Source organism: Streptomyces meridianus (genome assembly GCF_023703325.1).
Lineage (GTDB): Bacteria > Actinomycetota > Actinomycetes > Streptomycetales > Streptomycetaceae > Streptomyces > Streptomyces meridianus.
The window spans coordinates 157,368-175,709 of record NZ_JAMQGM010000001.1 but is presented as its reverse complement, the minus strand read 5'-3'; the positions used below and the strand labels follow the sequence as shown (position 1 = coordinate 175,709).

The following is an 18,342-nucleotide window of genomic DNA, read 5'->3' as shown; positions in this document are numbered from 1 at the left end:
GCAGGCACCGGCCGGCATCGCGGGGCTGATTCCGCGCCGGCACCGAAGTCTTTCGGCCAACTTCTCGCAGTTGAGGCACGGTTGCATCCCGCAGCGCCCCCCGGGGCACGGGCCTGCGGTTGCCCGGCGCCGAAAGAGATCGCGCGCGGGGCATGCCCCCTACGGCGATTGGGCAGTGACGGTAGGCGTACTTCCCAGCAGGGCCCCCGAGTGCGACGCTTCGTGATCGAATGCTTCACGCCAAGTTGTCTTGTCGACATAGCGGCGGGTGGTGAACTTGCCACGCCGACCACATGCGACACAGTAGATTCGATCTTGGCCGTACACACCCGGGGGAACTTGTGCCAGGACGAGGGGAAACGTGCAGGAACAAAGCTGCCGAGGAGCCGCGACCACCGAGGGGGGCTTAGTCCCATGAGCCAGGACACCGCGACCGTACCGGAGGCCGCCCGGAAACTTTCCGGGCGCCGCCGCCGGGAGATCGTCGCAGTGCTGCTCTTCAGCGGCGGGCCCATATTCGAGAGTTCCATCCCGCTCTCCGTGTTCGGAATAGACCGTCAGGACGCCGGAGTCCCCCGCTACCGGCTCCTGGTCTGCGCCGGCGAGGACGCCCCCCTGCGCACCACCGGCGGACTCGAACTGAGCGCGCCCTACGGGCTCGAGGCGCTGGCACGGGCCGGGACCGTGGTGGTTCCGGCCTGGCGGTCGATCACCTCCCCGCCCCCGCCCGCAGTTCTCGGCGCACTGCGCCGCGCACACGAGGAGGGCGCCCGCATCGTCGGACTGTGCACCGGCGCCTTCGTCCTGGCCGCGGCCGGACTGCTCGACGGCCGTCCCGCCACCACCCACTGGATGTACGCGCCGACGCTCGCCAAGCGCTACCCGTCCGTCCACGTCGACCCACGGGAACTGTTCGTGGACGACGGGGACGTGCTGACCTCCGCCGGCACCGCCGCCGGCATCGACCTCTGCCTGCACATCGTGCGTTCCGACCACGGCCCGGAGGCCGCAGGAGCCCTCGCCCGGCGTCTCGTCGTGCCGCCGCGCCGCAGCAGCGGCGGCGGCCAGGAGCGCCACCTCGACCGGTCTTTACCCGAGGAGATCGGTGCGGACCCGCTCGCGGAGGTAGTCGCCTGGGCCCTCGAACACCTGCACGAACAGTTCGACGTGGAGGCCCTCGCCGCACGCGCCTACATGAGCCGCCGGACTTTCGACCGCCGCTTCCGCTCCCTCACCGGCAGCGCCCCCCTGCAGTGGCTGATCACCCAGCGCGTTCTCCAGGCCCAGCGGCTGCTCGAAACCTCCGACTACTCGGTCGACGAGGTCGCGGGACGCTGCGGATTCCGCTCGCCCGTCGCGCTGCGCGGCCACTTCCGCCGCCAGCTCGGCTCCTCACCCGCGGCCTACCGGGCCGCCTACCGGGCACGCCGGCCGCAGGGGCCGGTGCAGGACCGCACGGACCGGGCAGAGGCCGGCGACTACCGTCTTCCCGAGCAACGGGCCGTGGAACAGCAGCCCGGGACCGGCCCGGGCCGCCGTGCCGTCGGCGGCGGCTCCGGCGCCGAACCGGGCAAGCCGGAACCGGACCACTACGCCCCGGGCCGTCCCGAGCACCCGGGCGGGCGCGTACCCGCACGCCCGGCCGTACCCGGTCAGCGCGACCGCCCCGTAGGGTGAGACACATGAACGATCGCATGGTGTGGATCGACTGCGAGATGACCGGCCTCTCGCTGTCCGACGACGCGCTCATCGAGGTGGCCGCCCTGGTCACCGACTCCGAGCTGAACGTGCTCGGAGAGGGGGTGGACATCGTTGTCCGCCCGCCGGACCGGGCCCTGGAGACCATGCCCGACGTGGTGCGCGAGATGCACACCGCCTCCGGGCTGCTCGCCGAGCTGGAGGGCGGCACGACCCTGGAGGAGGCCGAGCAGAAGGTCCTCGCCTACATCCGGGAGCAGGTTCCGGAGCCCGGCAAGGCGCCGCTGTGCGGAAACTCCGTCGGCACCGACCGCGGGTTCCTCCTGCGTGACATGCCCAAGCTGGAGAGTTACCTCCACTACCGGATCGTGGACGTGTCCTCCGTGAAGGAACTGGCCCGCCGCTGGTATCCCCGGGCGTACTTCAACAGCCCGGAGAAGAACGGCAATCACCGGGCCCTCGCCGACATCCGGGAGAGCATCGCCGAGCTCCGCTACTACCGCGAGGCGGTCTTCGTTCCGCAGCCCGGCCCCGACTCGCAGACGGCCAAGAAGCTCGCGGCCAAGCACGTCCTGCCGGCCGGCTGACGGCCCCGCCGCCTGTGGGACGACGCCGGGGCGCCGCGGGGGGACGACCGCCGCGCCGGCCGTCCCCCCGCGGCACGCGGAAAGCGGTGAGCGAGCACCCCGACGGACCCTGTACACTTTTCATCGGCCGGTGCGGAAAGCACCGGTCGTGGTGGGTATAGCTCAGCTGGTAGAGCACCTGGTTGTGGTCCAGGATGTCGCGGGTTCGAGTCCCGTTACTCACCCTCCCACCGAGAGCCCCGGTCCGCGGACCGGGGCTCTCGGCGTTCCGGGGGCCGCCCCCGTTGCGGCCCCATCGTCGACGGCGGCCTGCGTGCACATCGCCGGGCGGCCGGGCGCGGCGGCCGGCGATCCGTTCAGCGGAAGGTGTCCGGCGGCGGCGCGGGGGACGCCTGCGCGTCCGCGTCCGTGACGGGCGCCGCCCCGCCCGTGAAGTCGGCCAGCGACCTCCCGTGTTCGACCCGTCCGGCGTGCGGGTCCCCCGCGCAGCGCCGGGTCAGATCGGCCACCGGGAGCTCCCGCTCCGATGCCATCAGCACGGCGTTGCCGAATCGCCGCCCGCGCAGCACGGCCGGGTCGGCGACGAGGCACACCTCGGCGAAGACACTGCGCACCGTGGCGATCTGGGCGCGCAGATGGGCGAGCGGCGGGCCGTCCGCGAGGTTGGCGGCATAGCAGCCGCCGGCCCGCAGGGTGCGCCGCACCTCGGCGGCGAACTCGACGCTGGTCAGATGAGCGGGGGTACGGGCCCCGCTGAAGACGTCTGCGATGACGAGGTCGGCCCACCCGTCGGGGACTCTGGCGAGCCCCTCCCGGGCGTCGCCGCCGCGCACCCGGATGCGCCAGTTCCGGTCGAGCGGCAGTTCACTGCGGACCAGTTCGACGAGCGGGCCGTCCACCTCCACGATCTGCTGGGTCGACCGGGGCCGTGTCGCGGCGATGTAGCGGGCGAGCGTGAAGGCGCCGCCGCCGAGATGGACGGCGTGCACGGGCCGGCCGGGCGGAGCGGCGAGGTCGACGACGTGCCCGAGCCGGCGCTGATAGGCGAAGTCGAGGTATCGGGGATCGTCGAGGTCCACGTGGGACTGCGGGGCGCCGTCGATGAACAGGGTCCACGCCCGGGGCCGTTCGCGGTCCGGCACCAGTTCGGCGAGGCCCCCGTCGACGGGCCGGGCGACGGGCGCGGGTGCGCGCGTACGCCCTCGTTCACGCTGCCTGCCCTTCGCCATGCCCCCAAGTATCCCGGGTGGCGCTGCCGGGTCAGCGACAGCCGTCGGCGGCTTCGATCAACCGGGCCGCCTCGCCCAGAGCCGCCCGCAGAGCGGTCGGATCGGTGACCGGCTCGGCCTCGCCCGGCGCCACCAGCCAGCCCGTCCCGTTCACCGGGGGCTCCTCGGCGGAGCCGCCGGAGCGGCGGCCGCGACCGAGAGTCCGGATGCAGTTGCTCCCCGGCAGGTCCCAGCCCTCCGCGGTGCCGGGCGGCACGATGAAGCCGAGGGTGGCGCAGGTGCCGTCGTGCAGGACGGGGCCCAGGCCGCCGCCGGCTGCCGCCGGTGTCACGGCGCAGCGGCCACGGAGCAGGATGTCCACGGCCTCGAGTCCCTGACGTGCCGGCACGGTGACCAGGTCCCGCGAGCCGATGCTGGTGTCCACGCCGACCTCCATCGAGGGGCCCCTTTCCGAGGAGAGGGGAGCGAATCAGCTTGCTCCGCAGAGTTCAACGGCTCAGGACGTCAACGGCTACGGCGGTTCACCGCCTCAAAGGATGGCACTTCATGGCAGATCATGGATGAGATGTCCTGGTTTGCGGGCGAACGGTGGGTGGTTGAGCGTTGACAGACGGTACGGTCTGCCACGGGTCGGCGCCCTGTCACCGCCATGGGGCGCCGCACGAACACCGCCAGGGAGAGGGCTGGGCCATGGCGTCGTCACCGGCATCCGAACGGAACAGCACAGCGCGTCCGGCCCCCCGGCCGAACACCGCTTTCCGGCGGCTGCGCGGGCGGCTGTCGCCGGGCGAGTTCGCAGCTTCGGTGCGCCGTGCGGCCCGGGACATCGGAGAACGGGTCTCCTGCGACGCCCGGTACATCGGGCGGGTCGAGTCCGGCGAGATCCGCTGCCCCAACTACGCCTACGAGCGCGTGTTCCGCCACATGTTCCCGGGCCGCTCCCTGTCGGATCTCGGCTTCGCCCCGCGCGCGCAGGTCCGCGGGCGGGCGTCCCGGAGCTGCACGGGCCCCCAGGAGACCCCGGGGACCCTGCCGGAGCCCCAGGACCACCGATCCGCCGACACGTACGAGGAGAGCGACGTGCTGCGTCGCGTGTTCATGGCCGGCGGCGCCGCGACAGCCGCCACGCTGGGCAGCGGCCCCGCCCTGCCGCCGGGTTCCATCCGTTCGAGCCGCCCGGTGGGCGCCGCCGAAGCGGCCGCGGTCGAGGAGGCGGTGCGCAGCATCCGGCTGCTCGACGACCGGCACGGCGCGGACGGCCTCTACCGTCAGGCGGTCCAACCGCTGCGCGCCGCCTACGCGTTGCTGGACGCCGGGGCGCAACGCCGCAGCACTTCGGACCGGCTGCACGCCGGGACGGGCGAACTCGCCATCTCCGTGGGCTGGCTGGCGCACGATTCGGGGCGTTTCGACGACGCCCGCTCGCACTACGCGGAGGCTCTGGCCACGGCCCGGATGGCGGGCGATGCGGGCCTGGAGGCGCATGCGTTCTGCAACACGGCCTTCCTGGCACGGGACGCCGGGCGCCCCCGCGAGGCGGTGCGCGCTGCGCAGGCCGCACAGGTGGCCGCCGGACAGCTGTCGTCGTCACGGCTGCTGTCCCTGCTTGCCATGCGGGAGGCGGGAGGCTGGGCGGCCATGGGGGACCGCTCCGGCTGCGAGACCGCTCTGCTGCGCGCCCAGACGCTGTACGCACGCGGGCCCGCGGACGCCGACCCGGAATGGATGAGCTTCTACGGCGAGGCCGAGCTGGAGGGACTGGAGGCGCAGTGCTGGTCGGCGCTCGGCCACTGGGAGCGCGCGGCCCACCACGCACGGCGGGCGGCCGAACTGCAGGACCCGCACTTCGTCCGGAACACCGCCCTGTTCACCGCGGAGTTGGCTGGCGATCTGGCGCGCCAGGGGGCGGTGGAGGAGGCGGCGGAGGCGGGCGACCGGGTGCTCGACCTGCTCGACGGGGTTCGCTCGGCCCGGATCCGCGGCATGCTCGACACGACCGCCGGGGTGCTCGCCCCCACCCGCCGGGTTCCGGCGGTCGCCGCTTTCCTCGACCGCCGCACCGCAGGCGCGGCGGCCGCCTGAGGTCTCCCGCCGGGAGCCACACAGTCCCCTGCGGCGTCGATCGCCTCGAGAGGCACCGGGCAGTGGCCGCCCCGGTACGACGAGCCGGCCGTCCGCTACGAGGCGGCCGTCCTCGGCGCGGCCGCCGACGAGTGGCTCCGACCAGTTGTCATACGGGCCGGTACGGCGCGTGAGCGTCAGGAATTCGTGACGGCCCGGTCGGACTCACTGCGCAGAACGCAGAATTCGTTGCCTTCGGGATCAGCGAGGACGGCCCAGCCCGAACCATCGGGGTTCCGGTGATCGGCGACGAAGGTGGCACCGAGGCCCATCAGTCGTTCCACCTCCTGGTCGCGCGAGGTCTCAGGGCGCACACACAGATGGATCCGGTTCTTGATCGTCTTCGCCTCGGGCACCTGGTTGAAGTGCAGCACCGGACCCTCCGCCGGCAGCACCTGAGTCTCCGGGTCGCCCGGCCCGTCCTCCGGATGCAGCGGACAACCGGTCACGCCGCTCCAGAACCGGGCCAGCTCATAGGCATCCACACAGTCGATCGCCACGTTCTGCAATACCGAGACCATGCACGCGAGCCTTCCCGATCTCCACGCCGAACGCCACCGAGTTGCCCTCGTTCTTCGCGGACCCGGATCAGGCTCACCGGCAGTACTTTCGCCGCCGGCCTCGGTGGGGGTTACAAGCAGCTCCGTCCGCCCGGAGGGCGTGGCCGGCGGCCGGGCGGGACCTTCGCCAGCGTTGCCTAACGTGCCGTCAGATGACTGCTGTCGTTCCAGAAATCGATCGCGGGCATCCCGTAGGCCCAGCCCAGGACCGACAGCGAGGTGGGGCGCAGCCCGATCCGGGCCCCGAACGAGACGTCCTCACCCAGCCAACGGGCGCCGAGCGCCCGCAGGATGTGGCCGTGGGCGAAGACCAGGACGTCCCGGTCGGCGGAGCGGGCCCACTCCACGATCCGGTCGGCGCGGGCGGCGAGTCCCTCCAGGGGCTCCCCCTCGGGCACCCCGTCCCGCCAGATCACCCAGCCCGGTCGGTCGGCCCGGATCTCGTCGGAGGTGCGGCCCTCGTAGGCGCCGTAGTCCATCTCCCGGAGCGCGTCCCACGGTTCGGCGCGGTCGCCGAACCCGGCCAGTTCGCAGGTCTCGGCCGCCCGCACCAGGGGGCTGGTGCGGACCTCGGCGTCCTCGAGACCGTCGAAAGGCGGACGCTGCAGCCGTTCCCCGACGATCTTGGCGCCCCGGCGGCCCTCGTCCAGCAGCGGGATGTCGGTGAGGCCCGTGTGCCGTCCCGAGCGGGACCATTCCGTCTGCCCGTGGCGGACGATCAGGATGCGCGGAGCCATGGCGTGCCTTTCACCGGTCGGGCGTGAACCGGGCAGGTGATCGCTGCCCGTTCCATCATCGCCGATCGGTCCTGAGCCCACCTGCCCGGTGCCCTGCCCGACGGCAGCGGTCCGGCGCCCGGTCCCCACCGGTCGTGCGAGCGTTCCGGCGCCGCTCCGAGCGGGGCCACCGCCCGCCCCGCCCGGCCGGATCCGGCCGGGCGGACCCGCGTTGTCGGCGACGGATGCGAAACTTCGACCGATGAACGCATCCCTCGACAGCAGGACCCCGGCGCCCGCTCCGCAAGCGGCTCCGGAAGCGGCCCTGCCACGGCAGACGGAGGCGCTGCGGCTGCGGCTCGCAGAGCTGCGCGGCCCGGAGACGGCGCCGTACCCGCTCGACGCCCGAGCACTGGCCGCGCTGGCGGCGAACCCCGGCTGCCGTCGAAGAGCCCTGCTGGACGGCGCCGGAGTCGACAAGGCCGCGCTCGCCCGGGCCATCGGTTCCCCGGCCACCTTCGGCCAGTCGCAGTTCGCGTTCGTCCGGGGCAACGCCTTCGAGGCCCGGGTGGGCGCCGACGCAGGCGCCGAACTCGTGCGCCTGCTGGTCGAGACGCACCGGGACGTTGCCGCTCCCGGCCCGGAGGGGGTGTCCGTTCCCGATCTGACGGCGACCGGGCAGGCCGCCCGGGCGGCCCGTACCCGGTTGGCGCTGACGGAAGCGTTCACGGCGGACCGCTGGTCGCTGCTGTTCCACCCGATGGTCACGCTCGACGTGGCCGGGGCGCCCGCCCATCTGGAGCCCGACGTGGTCGCGGTCGGCCCCGACGGACACTGCACGGTGGTGGAGATCAAGTCCTTCCCGGTCGTGGACGGTTCGGCGGACGCGGCGAAGGTGGGCGCGGCCGCCCGCCAGGCGGCGGTGTACGCGCTGGCCCTGGGCCGTCTCGCAGAGCGGATCGACGGACCGGAGCCATCGCACAGGGGCGCTCCCCGCGGCACCGACCGCATCCGCCCCACGGCGCTGCTCGTCTGCCCCCGGGACTTCTCCAACCTGCCCACCGGCGAACCCGTCGACATCCGCAAGCAGCTGGCCGTCACCCGGCGGCAGCTGGCGCGGCTCACCCGGATCGAGGAGATCGCGGCCTCGCTGCCGGAGGGCACCACGTTCGACCTGCGCCCGGCGGCGGACGGCACTGCGACCCGTCCCGTGGACGAGCTGGTGCACGCCGTGGAGTCGGTCGGCGCGAGCTACTCCCCCGAGTGCCTGGCGGCCTGCGAGCTGGCCATCCACTGCCGGAGCCGGTCCCGCGGGAGCGGCGCAGTGGAGGCCCTGGGGCGCTCGGTCCGCGGCGAGCTCGGCGGGCTGACGACCGTCGAGTCCGTACTCCTGGCCGCCGCGGGAACCCAGGGCGACGAGACGGATCCGGCCGTCTCGTCGCTGCGCCGGGCGGCCGCGCTGCGGGCCGAGGCCCTGGCCGGGGAGACACCGTGTCACTGATGACGACCCTGGCCCGGATGGAGGCCGTGGCTGCGGGCCGCGCGCAGCCGGCCGCGACCGTCCGGCACCGGCACCTGTCCGCACGGCCGATGGCCCTCGTGCCGCTGACGACCGCGGGCGAGGCGGGCGCACCGCTGGGCGCGCTGGTCGGCACCGACCGGGACGCGCCGCGGCTGCTCGTCGTTCCCCAGCCGCGCGACCGTGATCTGCGCTTCGCGTTCCTCGCCGGGCTGGCCGACGCCGTGCTCCCGTACCTGGAGGGGTACGCCGACGGGGTCGAGACGGAGGAACGCAAGGAGACCGATCCGGAGACCGGGAAGAAGGTCCCGGTCGAGGTGGAACTCTGCGCCGACGCACCGCAGTTGCTGGTGCCGGGCGCGGGCGGCGTGGAGTTCGTGCGGCTGTTGGGACGGTCGATGCGGTTCCGGCGCACCGCCGAGCAGGACCCCCAGGCTCCCTACCCGGCACCGCCGCACGTCCCATTGCTGGGCCGCTGGCTGACGCACTGTGCGGAGCGGGCCCGGGTCCCCGGGTCCTCGATGCTGCTGTCCATGACCGATCTCCTCGCCCGGCACTGGGCGACGGGGCAGAGCGGGCTCGAGGACCAGCACCTGGGCGCGTTGCTGGCCTGGATCGACCCGCCCGTCGGTGAGTCGGGCGCGGATGCGGCGCTGCGCGTCGAACTGGAGCGCTTCCCGGACGCGGCGTCCTCCGGAGAGCAGGCCGGGCTGCTGCGGCATCCGCCCTCGGGCCCGGCCACCGATCCGGTGTTCGACAACAGGCTGCTCGCACCGGCGATGGCCCGGTTCGACGCAGCCCGGTCCGCCGTCGAGCGGCGGGATGCGGAGCGGCGCATCCGGGAGCTGGTCGCCTCCCAGCTGGAGCCGGCCTGGCAGTTGCTGTGGCGGGGCGTCGACCTGCTCCGGAAGCTGCCGGAGGGCGGGCATGTCGCGGATCGCTGGAAGCGGGACCGCTGGTCGTACACCGGGCACCGGGACCGGGTTCGGGCCGGGGAGCCGCCGCAGCCGAAGCGGGACGACGCCGTGACCGCGGCCCAGAAGCTGGCCTCGCGGGAGACGGCGCAGGCCCGGCTCGAGGCACAGGAGGCCCTGGACGATCCCCTGGTCATGGCCGCCCGACGGCTGGCCGGGGAGGCGTTCGCGGGCGAGGTCACCGAGGTGGTGATGGCCCGCTCGGAGGGCAGGCGGCCGATGCCGCGGCCGTTGGTGACGGTGCGCACCGACGACCGTCCGCACGTGAACGACGGCGTCCGGGTGTTCCGGGTGCTCGGCGACAAGGTGCAGTCCGCCGAGTTCGTGGCGTACGAGCCCGACGGGATCGTGCTGCGACTGACCGGCGGCATGGGGCAGGGCAAGGAGCCCAAGCCCGGGTCGGTTCCGGAGGAGGGCGACCGGCTGTGCTGGACGCTGTTCGAGCACGCTCCGCGCGGCGGGCCGGCGCTGCCCGATCCGGAGGCCACCCCGTGGACGCACGGCGGGCCCCCGCCGGAAGGCACCCTCGTGGCCGACGCACCCGATCCGCCGACCGACGAGGACCTGCTGTGAACCGGGGAGGGACGGCAGTGAACGGTTCGTTCGAGCCGGAGGACGCGGCGCTCGACCCGGGCACCGCTGCGGCCCGTGCCACCGAGGCGATCCTGCACAGCACGCTGCACGGGACGGAGCGGGGTGTCGTGGTCGACTCCCCTCCGGGCGCGGGCAAGTCGACGCTCGTGGTCCGCGCGGCGCGCGAACTGGCCGCGGCGGGGCGGCCGTTGATGGTCGTGGCGCAGACGAACGCGCAGGTGGACGATCTGGTGGACCGGCTGGCGACCGCGGATCCGGACCTTCCGGTGGGCCGTCTGCACAGCAGCGAGGCCAACCCGTACGACACAGTGCTGGACCGCCACCCGTCGGTGCGCACGTCGGCCAAGGCCGCCGATCTGGCCGGTCTCGACGTGGTGATCTCGACGGCTGCGAAGTGGGCGTACGTCTCGAACGTGGAGCCGTGGCAGCACGCGATCGTCGACGAGGCCTATCAGATGCGTTCGGATGCGCTGCTGGCCGTGGCCGGGTTGTTCGAGCGTGCCCTGTTCGTCGGCGATCCGGGCCAGCTGGACCCGTTCAGCGTGGTCGGTGCGGAGCAGTGGGCGGGGCTGAGCCACGATCCGTCGGCGAGTGCGGTCAGCACCCTGCTGGCCCACAACCCCGAGCTGCCCCAGCACCGGCTGCCGGTGTCGTGGCGGCTGCCCGCGTCGGCGGCTCCGCTGGTGTCGGACGCCTTCTACCCGTTCACGCCGTTCCGCAGCGGCACCGGTCCCGGGGACCGGCGGCTGGCCTTCGCCGTCGCGTCGGACGGCTCGGCCCCGGACCGGGTGCTGGACGAGGCCGCAGAGGCGGGCTGGGGGCTGCTGGAACTCCCGGCCCGGAACACTCCGCGTACGGATCCGGAGGCGGTGCGGGCGGTCGCCGCCGTGGTGCGCCGGCTGCTGGACCGGGGTACCACGGCGGCGAGCGAGCGGTCGGAGGAACCGGTTCCGGTGACGGCCGACCGGATCGCCGTGGGCACGGCCCACCGGGACCAGGCCGCGGCCGTGCGGACCGCCCTGGCGGAGCTCGGGGTGCCGGGGGTGGCCGTGGACACCGCCAACCGGCTCCAGGGCCGGGAGTTCGACGTCACCGTGGTGCTGCACCCGCTGTCGGGGCGACCCGACGCGTCGGCGTTCCATCTGGAGACGGGGCGGCTGTGCGTTCTGGCCTCCCGGCACCGGCACGCCTGCATCGTGGTCTGCCGCGCGGGCGTGGCGGAGCTGCTGGACGAGCACCCGTCGACGGAACCTGTGCAGCTGGGGGCGACGGTGAAGTTCCCGGACGGCTGGGAGGCGATGTTCTCCACCTGGGAGTTCTGGTCCCGGCACCGGGTGCCGTGGCAGCCGTAGGGAACGCCCCGGCCCCGCCCGCGTACGCGCAGGGCCGGGCTGCCGGGCGACGTCTCAGCCCCCGGCCGGCTCGAACCCGGCGAGCATCCGTTCGAGTGCCTGCTGGTCGGGGCCGATGAAGGGAGCGGTACCCGCTGCGGAGCCCAGCGTCCCCACCATGCGGCCGGTGATCCCGGGGGCCGGCGGCAGGTGCGAGGAGAGGACGAGGGGCGGTTCGCGGTCCCGCAGCTGTCCGAACGTCGCGAGATAGTGCCGTGTGTCCACGTTCTGCACCCACGGGCTGTCCACGGTCGCCCACAGCAGCTGGGCGGTGCGCAGCTCGTCGGCGCCGATCTCACGGACGTCGGGCGCTTCGGCGAGGCCGGCGCTGTCCATCGGCCCGCCGAAGCAGTCGGAGCTGAAGCACACCCCGGACAGGTCATCGAAGAAGCCGATGGTCGAGGGGTTGTCGTAGAGCGGCGGCCGGAAAGCCGTCAGCGTCCGGTCGCCGACGTCGAGCGACTGCCCGGGATTGAGCAGGTACAGCCGGTCCATCGGCAGGGGGCGCTCGCAGGACATGATCCCGACGGACAGGAAGGTGGTCACGACCCTGGCCTTCGGCGCAGCCTCCAGCAGGTCGAAGATCCCGCCGGTGTGGTCGCGGTCGGGGTGGGTGAGCCAGATCCATCGCACGTCGGCGGGGTCCAGTGCTTCGTCCAGGGTGCGGAGGAAGTCGCGGTCGGGCAGACCGAGTCCGGTGTCGACGACGACGGGCTGGGCAGCGTGCAGGACGAAGGCGTTGACGGGCAGGTGTCCGATGCCGGGCACCTCGAGACTGTCGCTGAGGACGGTCACGTCGGGTCGGATCTGATGAACGGGCATGACGCCTCCCGGGCCCCCCGGGTCGGGCAACCGTCCGCGGCCTCCCCTCCAGCGTGGTCCATGGCCGGGCGGGCTGCCACCGAGGGGGCCCGGCGGTCGCCGACGCGGCAGGTTCCCGGCGGCGGCTGCGGGTGCCGGCACCGGGCCGGCGGGCGTCTCCCCACGTGGGGTGGGCTTGCCAGACGCGGGACAATGGTTCCGGGGTACGGGCCGGGAGCGGACGCCGCCGGGTGGCCGCACATCCGCAGAACGTCGCGCCGGCTCCACCACGGCACGACCCGCACGACCGCACGAGATCAGCCGGGAGGCACGTACATGTCCGAGCCGCATTCGGCTCCCCGACCGCACGCGGGCGCAGGGCGGCGCATCAGGCCGGCGCAGTTGCTCTTCGAGCCGCCGACGGCCGTCGCGGATCCCGAGCACTTCTTCGACCTGGAGTCGATCGAGGATCCCCGCGAGCTGTTGAGCCGGGCCACGGAGCTGACGCTGGCCTTCCGGGCAGCTGCCGATCGTGCGACGGAGTTCCAGGCGGTCGCGGCCGCACAGCTGGCCGATCCGAAACGCTTCGACCGGCTTCCGGTGGCGGTCATCGCCGAACAGGCCGACTGGAGCGAGGACTACACGACGCGGATGATCGAGTTCGGTCGGGAACTGCTGCGGGACGGCGCCTCGCCCGCGGGCTGACGCCCGCCCGGATCGGCGCCGACCGGGGCGGTTGTGCCCGGGTAGGGCTCCGGTACATGCCGTGCGCGCCGGTACTCGATCATGCGTGCTTGGCATATTCGCGCGGAAGATACTCCTCATGACCGCCGCTGTCCCGGTTTCCGCCAATACCCGGCACTCGGCACCTCTCGCCCGGTACATGTCGTGTCATGAGCGATCGGCAACGCAATCCCGGATTTCTCGAACGGCACGCCCGGTTCGACCGGTTCGACGTCCTGAGCGTCCTCGACGGCGGGGCCGGGAACACCGCCACGCTGGTCACGCGGGCCGGAGCGGCATGGCTTGCCTCCGCGAGCAGTTGTCCGCAGAGCACGGCGGTCCTGTGGTCCGCGCATCCCGGCGAGCCGGCGGTTCTGCCCTGCGGCAGGGTGTTCGACGTGGTGAACGTGCCGGCCGTGTTCGGCCGCCGGATGCTGGACCGCCTCTGGGCCGAGGGCCCCGGGTCCGGCCCGGTGGCACTGCACCGCGGGCGGATGCTGCTGTTCGCGGCGCCGGGCACGGCACAGCGGCTGCCGTCGCTCCTGGAGTGGCTGGGGGATCCGCCGACGCGGCCGGGTGCGGGTCGGGGCCCGACGGGGGTCCCGCCGGTTCTGTGCCACGGCGCCGGGGACGCGGTCACCGTCCCCGCCACGCGGCCGTCCGCCCGGGACGGGGCCTCGGATCGCCCCATGGGGCCCGCGCCGTCGCCGCCCGGGGGCCGGATCCACCCCGAGCCGGCGCCGGCCTCGCGCTGGGTGGTGGCTCCCGACACCCGCCACCCCTGGCTGCCCGGGGCGGACGAGCTGTTGTGGGCCTGCCGGCGGGCGGCCCGGACATCCGCGGCGACGCGGGCTCCCGGGTCGCGGCGGGCGCGGCAGCCGGCGTGCGGCTGAGGGCCCGCCGACAGTGATTTTTGCTCCCCCGGACGCGGATGCTACTGTCTTCCACGTCAAGCGCCGTTAGCTCAGTTGGTTAGAGCAGCTGACTCTTAATCAGCGGGTCCGGGGTTCGAGTCCCTGACGGCGTACTCACGGTGAAACCGTTGACCAGGGCTTCTCTGCACAGCAGGGAAGCCCTTCGTCATGTCCGGAACTCCTGCGGCCAGGCCCTCGCCGGGGCCGGGGTGGCGGCGCCCGGCCGGGGCGGTTCACGGCCGGGTGACCCGGACCGTCCAGTGTCCGCTGGCGTCCGTCCCCACCACCTCGACCCCCACCCCGGTGTCGGGATCGGTCAGCTTCTCCCCCACGCCGAGCGGTGCGTCGGCGAGCGGCGGGTACACCGACTCGTCCCAGCATGCCTCGGTGCGGGGGTGCCCGTCGAGGACCTGGATGGGGCCGCCTCCGGAGGCGACGTCGCTGTTCACCCGGTAGACGAGAACGCCCTTGGTGCAGACGGAGGCGTCGTTCCCGTAGGCTCCGCGGGCCTCGACGGCGAGCGCCCCGGTCAGCCCGGTGCGGACGACGAGCAGCCGGGTCCCGCCGGTGGTGCCGGGCAGCACCGGCGCGGCGAGGGCGTCCAGCCGGTGAACGCTCGCCCCCCGCTCGCGGACGCAGCGGACCTGCCGCTGACCGAGCCAGCCCAGCTTCCACTTGTGCCAGCCGAACGGCTCCGGGGCCAGCCCGAACTGGCTGCCCATGAGGTCCCAGTCGCCGACGTAGGTGTCCCAGTCGCCCTTGCCGTCCGTCGGACGGTGGTAGAGGTCGGGGAGGTCGAAGACGTGGCCGGTCTCGTGGGCCAGGACGTTGTGGTCGGGCGGGTGCTGCTCGAAGACGGTGACGAGCCGACGGATGGCGGTCCCGTCGACGCGCAGCGGTTCGTTGAAGTTGACGACCTTGGTGGCATCGGAGTCGACGCCGGGCGCGTCGGGGTCGGCGACGAGGTAGACGACGTCGTACTTGCCGAAGTCGATCCAGCGGTCTGCGGCGGCCACGGCGTCGCGGAGGTACCGGGCGCGCTCGTCCGCGCCCCAGTCGCGCCGTATGCCGTAGGACGTCGAAGGGGAGGGCATCCCGACCCAGCGGCGCACCGGATGCGCCCGGAGGGTGAACTTCCCGTAGGAGGCGCGGGTGAAGAAGCGCGAGGTGACGGGGAAATGATCGGCGGCCAGTTCGCCCGGGTCCGCCATGGGCTGGGAATCGGGGAACGAGAGGAAGAGCATCGCGGCGTCGAGGGAGCGCACCGGCCGGGGGTAGGAGCCGTTCCAGGTGTCGAGGCCCTCGGAGTGGTGGGCGGAGGTGCGCGTCAGGGCGCAGGGCCCTCCGGCGGGCAGGGCGGACGCCGGGCCGGTGACGAGGGACGTGGCGATGACCGCCGTGAGGGCCGTCAGCACGGCCGCGGGCCTGCGGAGCCGCGGAAGCGCCGGCTCCTCGGGCCGTTGGGGACGCGGCACGGCGACCTCCCGGGGCGGAATCGGAACATCGCAACAACCTTGTGCGGGTTTATTGGAGTGTGTCCTGTTCCGGTGACCCACTCGGGTGACGAAGATCCTGCACAGTCGGTAACCGACACGCCGCAGCCGATCGAAACTGATCGACCTTCATGCAAGGCGGCCCAAATCTGCAAGGAAAGAGATCGAGGCGCTCACCCGAGGCCATGGGTCAGCGTCGGCTTACTGGATCGGGCCTCGCACGAACCTCTATGATCGGCACATTTCCAGCACGGATTCCCCACGGCGGCCCTACCGTCGCAGCCATTCCGCCCCACGGATCAGAACGAGTGCCCTGCAGGAGCGAGCGGTGAGCGCACACCCCGACGGACCGGGAAGCGTCGGCTCCACCCTGGAGCTGATCACCGAGAGTGACGGTGCGACCGGCCACCCGGCGCCGTCGCCGTCCGACTCGCCCGGTGCCGATCTCCGTGACACCCACGCGGCCTTCAACGCTTCCCGGCTCGCCATGGCCGTCATCGACCGCCGCGGGCTCGTCGTCACCGCCAACCGCGCACTCGGCTCCCTGCTCGGCACCGAACCGGAGAAGCTCATCTGCGAGCCGGCCTCGGAGCTCGTCGGCCTGGGCCACGACTGCCACACCCGGGACGCCTTCGGCGAAGTGCTCAAGGGCCGGGACGTTCCGCTGCGCTGCACCCGCCGGCTCTGCCACCCCGACGGACACTCGGTGTGGACGGAGATCACCGTCGCGCCCGTCCCCGTCCCCGGCGACCGCCGGCTGCTCCTGTCGGTGACCGACATCAGCGAACGCCGCAACCTGCAGTCCCGACTGAGACACCTCCAGATGCACGACCCGGTGACCCGGCTGCCCAACCGCACGCTCTTCTTCGAGCGTCTTGCCGCCGCCCTCGACACCGCCTCGGGCCGTGCCCCCGCATCGGCCGGTCCCCGACAGGACCGCCGGCGGGTCGGCCTGTGCTACCTCGATCTCGACGGCTTCAAAGCGGTCAACGACACCTTGGGGCACCGGATCGGCGACCGGCTGCTGGCCGCCGTCGCCCAGCGGCTGACCCACTGTGCGGAGCGGGTGGCCGGGTACCCCGACGCGCCGCCACTCGTGGCGCGGCTCGGCGGCGACGAGTTCGCGCTGCTGGTCGAGGACTCCGAGGGGACGGAACAGCTCTGCGAGCTGGCCGCGTCGGTGCTGGCGGTCCTTCAGCAGCCCTTCGATCTGGGCGGCCAGCGGCTCTCGGTATCGGCCAGCATCGGAGTGGTCGAGCGCCCGGCCGCCGGAACGAGCACGATGGCGCTGATGCAGGCCGCCGACACGACCCTGTACTGGGCGAAGGCCGACGGCAAGGGCCGGTGGGCGCTGTTCGACCCCGAGCGCAACGCGCACCGGGTGACCCGGCAGGCGCTGTCGAGCACGCTGCGCCCGGCGATCGACCGCGGGGAGTTCCTGCTCGAGTACCAGCCGCTCGTCGGACTGGACGACGGCACGGTGAGCGGCGTCGAGGCCCTGGTGCGGTGGCAGCACCCGGAGTTCGGAGTACTGGGGCCCAACCGGTTCATCGGCCTGGCCGAGGAGAACGGGGCGATCGTCCAGCTCGGCCGGTGGGTGCTGGAGACCGCGTGCCGCCAGGCCCGGCGCTGGCAGCTCGACCGCCCCGACGCCCCGATCACGGTGAGCGTGAACGTGGCCGTGCGCCAGGTCTGGGACTCCGATCTGGTGGCCGACGTCGCCGCGATCCTGGAGCGCACCGGGCTGCCGCCCGAGCTGCTCCAGCTCGAGCTGACCGAGTCGGCCGTCATGGGTTCCGCCGGCCGGCCGCTGCAGGCCCTGCAGTCACTGAGCGAGATGGGCGTCGGCATCGCCATCGACGACTTCGGTACCGGGTACTCGAACCTCGCCTACCTCAGCCGACTGCCCGTCTCGGTGCTGAAGCTCGACGGGTCGTTCGTCCGCGGATTCAGCTCCGCGGAACATCCCAACCCGGCCGACGAGATGATCGTCGAGGCTCTGGTCGAACTCGCCCACCGGCTGGGCCTGACCGTCACCGCCGAGTGCGTGGAGAGCGCGGAGCAGGCCACCCGGCTGCGGCGGATCGGCTGCGACACCGGCCAGGGCTGGTTCTACTCCCGGCCGGTGCCGCCCGAGCGGATCCCGGCGCTGCTCACCGGCGCCTGACGGCTGGTCCGCGGCCGGACGCCGGTGACCGCTCCCGGTCGGGTTACCGGACGGTCCCGCCGGTGAAGAGGGTGCCGAGGCGGGGGCACCGCACGGAGCGCTCGAGCAGCCGCAGGCCCTCCCAGGCCGTGACCTGGTTGGCGGTGAGCACCGGCTTGCCCAGCTCGGCCTCGAGTTCCTCGATGTGGGCGGCCGTGTGGAGCGCGGTGTCGGGGAGCAGGACGGCCTGGGCGTCGGGGTGGTCACCCGCGCGGGCCAGCTCCAGGACCTCCTCGCGGCCCCAGGTTCCGACCTCTGCCGCGGTGATGATGCCGCTGCCGCGCATCGCCACGACATCGGCGCCGGCGGCCTTGAGGAAGCCGCGGAAGAGCTCGGCGACGTCCTCGGGGTAGGTCGCCGCGATGGCGACGCGGTCGGCCCGGAGGGCCTGGACGGCATGGGCGAAGGCGAACGACGTGCTCGACGCGGGGATCCCGGCCGTGCTGCCCAGCTCGCGGACCTGCTCCCGGGCTCCGTCCCAGCCGAAGACGAAGCTGGCACTGGTGCAGGCCCAGACGACCGCCTGCGCACCCTGCTGCTTCACCTCGGCGACCTTGGCGGCCAGCCGGGCCGCGGACCCCATCTCCAGGAGCGCGTCCGCGCGGTGGGCGTCCTCCCCGATGTCGGTGTGCACCAGCGGCAGCCGGACGTCCGTCTCCAGCATCTTCTCGAGCCGGGGGTAGTCGTCCTCGGCGGAGTATCCCGGGTACAGGAACCCGACCGCCGTCCTCGCCATCGCCTCTGCCATGTCCACCTCGCTTTCCCGACCGTCTCCCAACGGCCTTGTGTGTCCTGTGATGTGACTTCCGGTCCGGC

The 18,342-nt window shown here is 73.2% G+C and carries 16 protein-coding genes and 2 tRNA genes; 11 read left to right on the top strand and 7 right to left on the bottom strand.

What is annotated here, in order from left to right; genetic code table 11:
• Positions 1-414: 414 nt before the first annotated feature.
• The 3 genes from M1E25_RS00780 (at position 415) to M1E25_RS00770 (ending at position 2,509) form a co-directional block, all read left to right on the top strand.
• Complete coding sequence (locus tag M1E25_RS00780) at positions 415-1,677, top strand: GlxA family transcriptional regulator (RefSeq protein WP_251407748.1); 1,263 nt, start codon at positions 415-417, stop codon at positions 1,675-1,677.
• Positions 1,678-1,682: 5 nt separating this feature from the next.
• Positions 1,683-2,285, top strand: coding sequence for an oligoribonuclease (gene orn, locus M1E25_RS00775; protein ID WP_251407744.1), 603 nt, complete (start codon positions 1,683-1,685; stop codon positions 2,283-2,285).
• 151 nt (positions 2,286-2,436) lie between these two features.
• Positions 2,437-2,509 (top strand) — tRNA-His (locus tag M1E25_RS00770).
• Between the two features lie 132 nt (positions 2,510-2,641).
• Here M1E25_RS00770 and M1E25_RS00765 read toward each other — a convergent pair.
• Both M1E25_RS00765 and M1E25_RS00760 read right to left on the bottom strand, forming a co-directional pair.
• Positions 2,642-3,514: a spermidine synthase gene (locus M1E25_RS00765; protein WP_251407741.1), complete on the bottom strand. Its 873-nt coding sequence runs from the start codon at positions 3,512-3,514 to the stop codon at positions 2,642-2,644.
• Between the two features lie 31 nt (positions 3,515-3,545).
• Positions 3,546-3,950, bottom strand: a complete 405-nt coding sequence (locus M1E25_RS00760; protein ID WP_251407738.1) for a hypothetical protein — start codon at positions 3,948-3,950, stop codon at positions 3,546-3,548.
• A gap of 254 nt (positions 3,951-4,204) precedes the next feature.
• On the opposite strand from M1E25_RS00760, the gene M1E25_RS00755 reads away from it, so the two are divergent.
• Complete coding sequence (locus M1E25_RS00755; RefSeq protein ID WP_251407734.1) at positions 4,205-5,596, top strand: NsdA family TPR-like regulatory protein; 1,392 nt, start codon at positions 4,205-4,207, stop codon at positions 5,594-5,596.
• 176 nt (positions 5,597-5,772) lie between these two features.
• On the opposite strand, the gene M1E25_RS00750 is transcribed toward M1E25_RS00755, so the two are convergent.
• Together M1E25_RS00750 and M1E25_RS00745 are read right to left on the bottom strand one after the other, a co-directional pair.
• On the bottom strand, positions 5,773-6,156 hold the full coding sequence (locus M1E25_RS00750; RefSeq protein ID WP_251407732.1) for a VOC family protein: 384 nt from the start codon (positions 6,154-6,156) through the stop codon (positions 5,773-5,775).
• A gap of 176 nt (positions 6,157-6,332) precedes the next feature.
• A complete protein-coding gene (locus M1E25_RS00745; protein WP_251407729.1) occupies positions 6,333-6,932 on the bottom strand; it encodes a histidine phosphatase family protein in 600 nt (199 codons plus the stop codon).
• Between the two features lie 241 nt (positions 6,933-7,173).
• On the opposite strand from M1E25_RS00745, the gene M1E25_RS00740 reads away from it, so the two are divergent.
• From M1E25_RS00740 to M1E25_RS00730, 3 genes are read left to right on the top strand one after another with little or no spacing between them, the layout of a single operon-like run.
• A complete protein-coding gene (locus M1E25_RS00740) occupies positions 7,174-8,412 on the top strand; it encodes a hypothetical protein (RefSeq protein ID WP_251407726.1) in 1,239 nt (412 codons plus the stop codon).
• Positions 8,403-9,977 (top strand): hypothetical protein, encoded by a 1,575-nt coding sequence (locus M1E25_RS00735; RefSeq protein ID WP_251407723.1) that lies wholly within the window; start codon positions 8,403-8,405, stop codon positions 9,975-9,977. Before M1E25_RS00740 ends, M1E25_RS00735 begins: the two co-directional genes overlap by 10 nt.
• 17 nt (positions 9,978-9,994) lie before the next feature.
• Positions 9,995-11,350 carry an AAA domain-containing protein gene (locus tag M1E25_RS00730; RefSeq protein ID WP_251407720.1) on the top strand — a complete coding sequence of 452 codons (1,356 nt, stop codon included), beginning with the start codon at positions 9,995-9,997 and terminating at the stop codon, positions 11,348-11,350.
• Between the two features lie 54 nt (positions 11,351-11,404).
• On the opposite strand, the gene M1E25_RS00725 is transcribed toward M1E25_RS00730, so the two are convergent.
• Positions 11,405-12,211, bottom strand: coding sequence for an MBL fold metallo-hydrolase (locus M1E25_RS00725; RefSeq protein WP_251407716.1), 807 nt, complete (start codon positions 12,209-12,211; stop codon positions 11,405-11,407).
• A 315-nt stretch (positions 12,212-12,526) separates the two neighbouring features.
• On the opposite strand from M1E25_RS00725, the gene M1E25_RS00720 reads away from it, so the two are divergent.
• From M1E25_RS00720 to M1E25_RS00710, 3 genes are all read left to right on the top strand, one after another.
• Complete coding sequence (locus M1E25_RS00720) at positions 12,527-12,895, top strand: DUF8844 domain-containing protein (RefSeq protein ID WP_251407713.1); 369 nt, start codon at positions 12,527-12,529, stop codon at positions 12,893-12,895.
• A 188-nt stretch (positions 12,896-13,083) separates the two neighbouring features.
• Complete coding sequence (locus M1E25_RS00715; RefSeq protein WP_251407710.1) at positions 13,084-13,806, top strand: bifunctional DNA primase/polymerase; 723 nt, start codon at positions 13,084-13,086, stop codon at positions 13,804-13,806.
• A 60-nt stretch (positions 13,807-13,866) separates the two neighbouring features.
• Positions 13,867-13,940, top strand: a tRNA-Lys gene (locus M1E25_RS00710).
• Between the two features lie 120 nt (positions 13,941-14,060).
• Here the strand turns inward: M1E25_RS00710 and M1E25_RS00705 are convergent.
• Positions 14,061-15,302: a M6 family metalloprotease domain-containing protein gene (locus M1E25_RS00705; RefSeq protein ID WP_251407707.1), complete on the bottom strand. Its 1,242-nt coding sequence runs from the start codon at positions 15,300-15,302 to the stop codon at positions 14,061-14,063.
• 346 nt (positions 15,303-15,648) lie between these two features.
• Between M1E25_RS00705 and M1E25_RS00700 the strand changes: the two genes are divergently transcribed.
• Positions 15,649-17,487: a putative bifunctional diguanylate cyclase/phosphodiesterase gene (locus tag M1E25_RS00700; RefSeq protein WP_251407704.1), complete on the top strand. Its 1,839-nt coding sequence runs from the start codon at positions 15,649-15,651 to the stop codon at positions 17,485-17,487.
• Positions 17,488-17,530: 43 nt separating this feature from the next.
• Here M1E25_RS00700 and M1E25_RS00695 read toward each other — a convergent pair whose 3' ends face one another.
• Entirely contained in the window at positions 17,531-18,262 is a 732-nt protein-coding gene (locus M1E25_RS00695) for a maleate cis-trans isomerase family protein (RefSeq protein ID WP_505016597.1), read from the bottom strand.
• Positions 18,263-18,342: the final 80 nt, after the last annotated feature.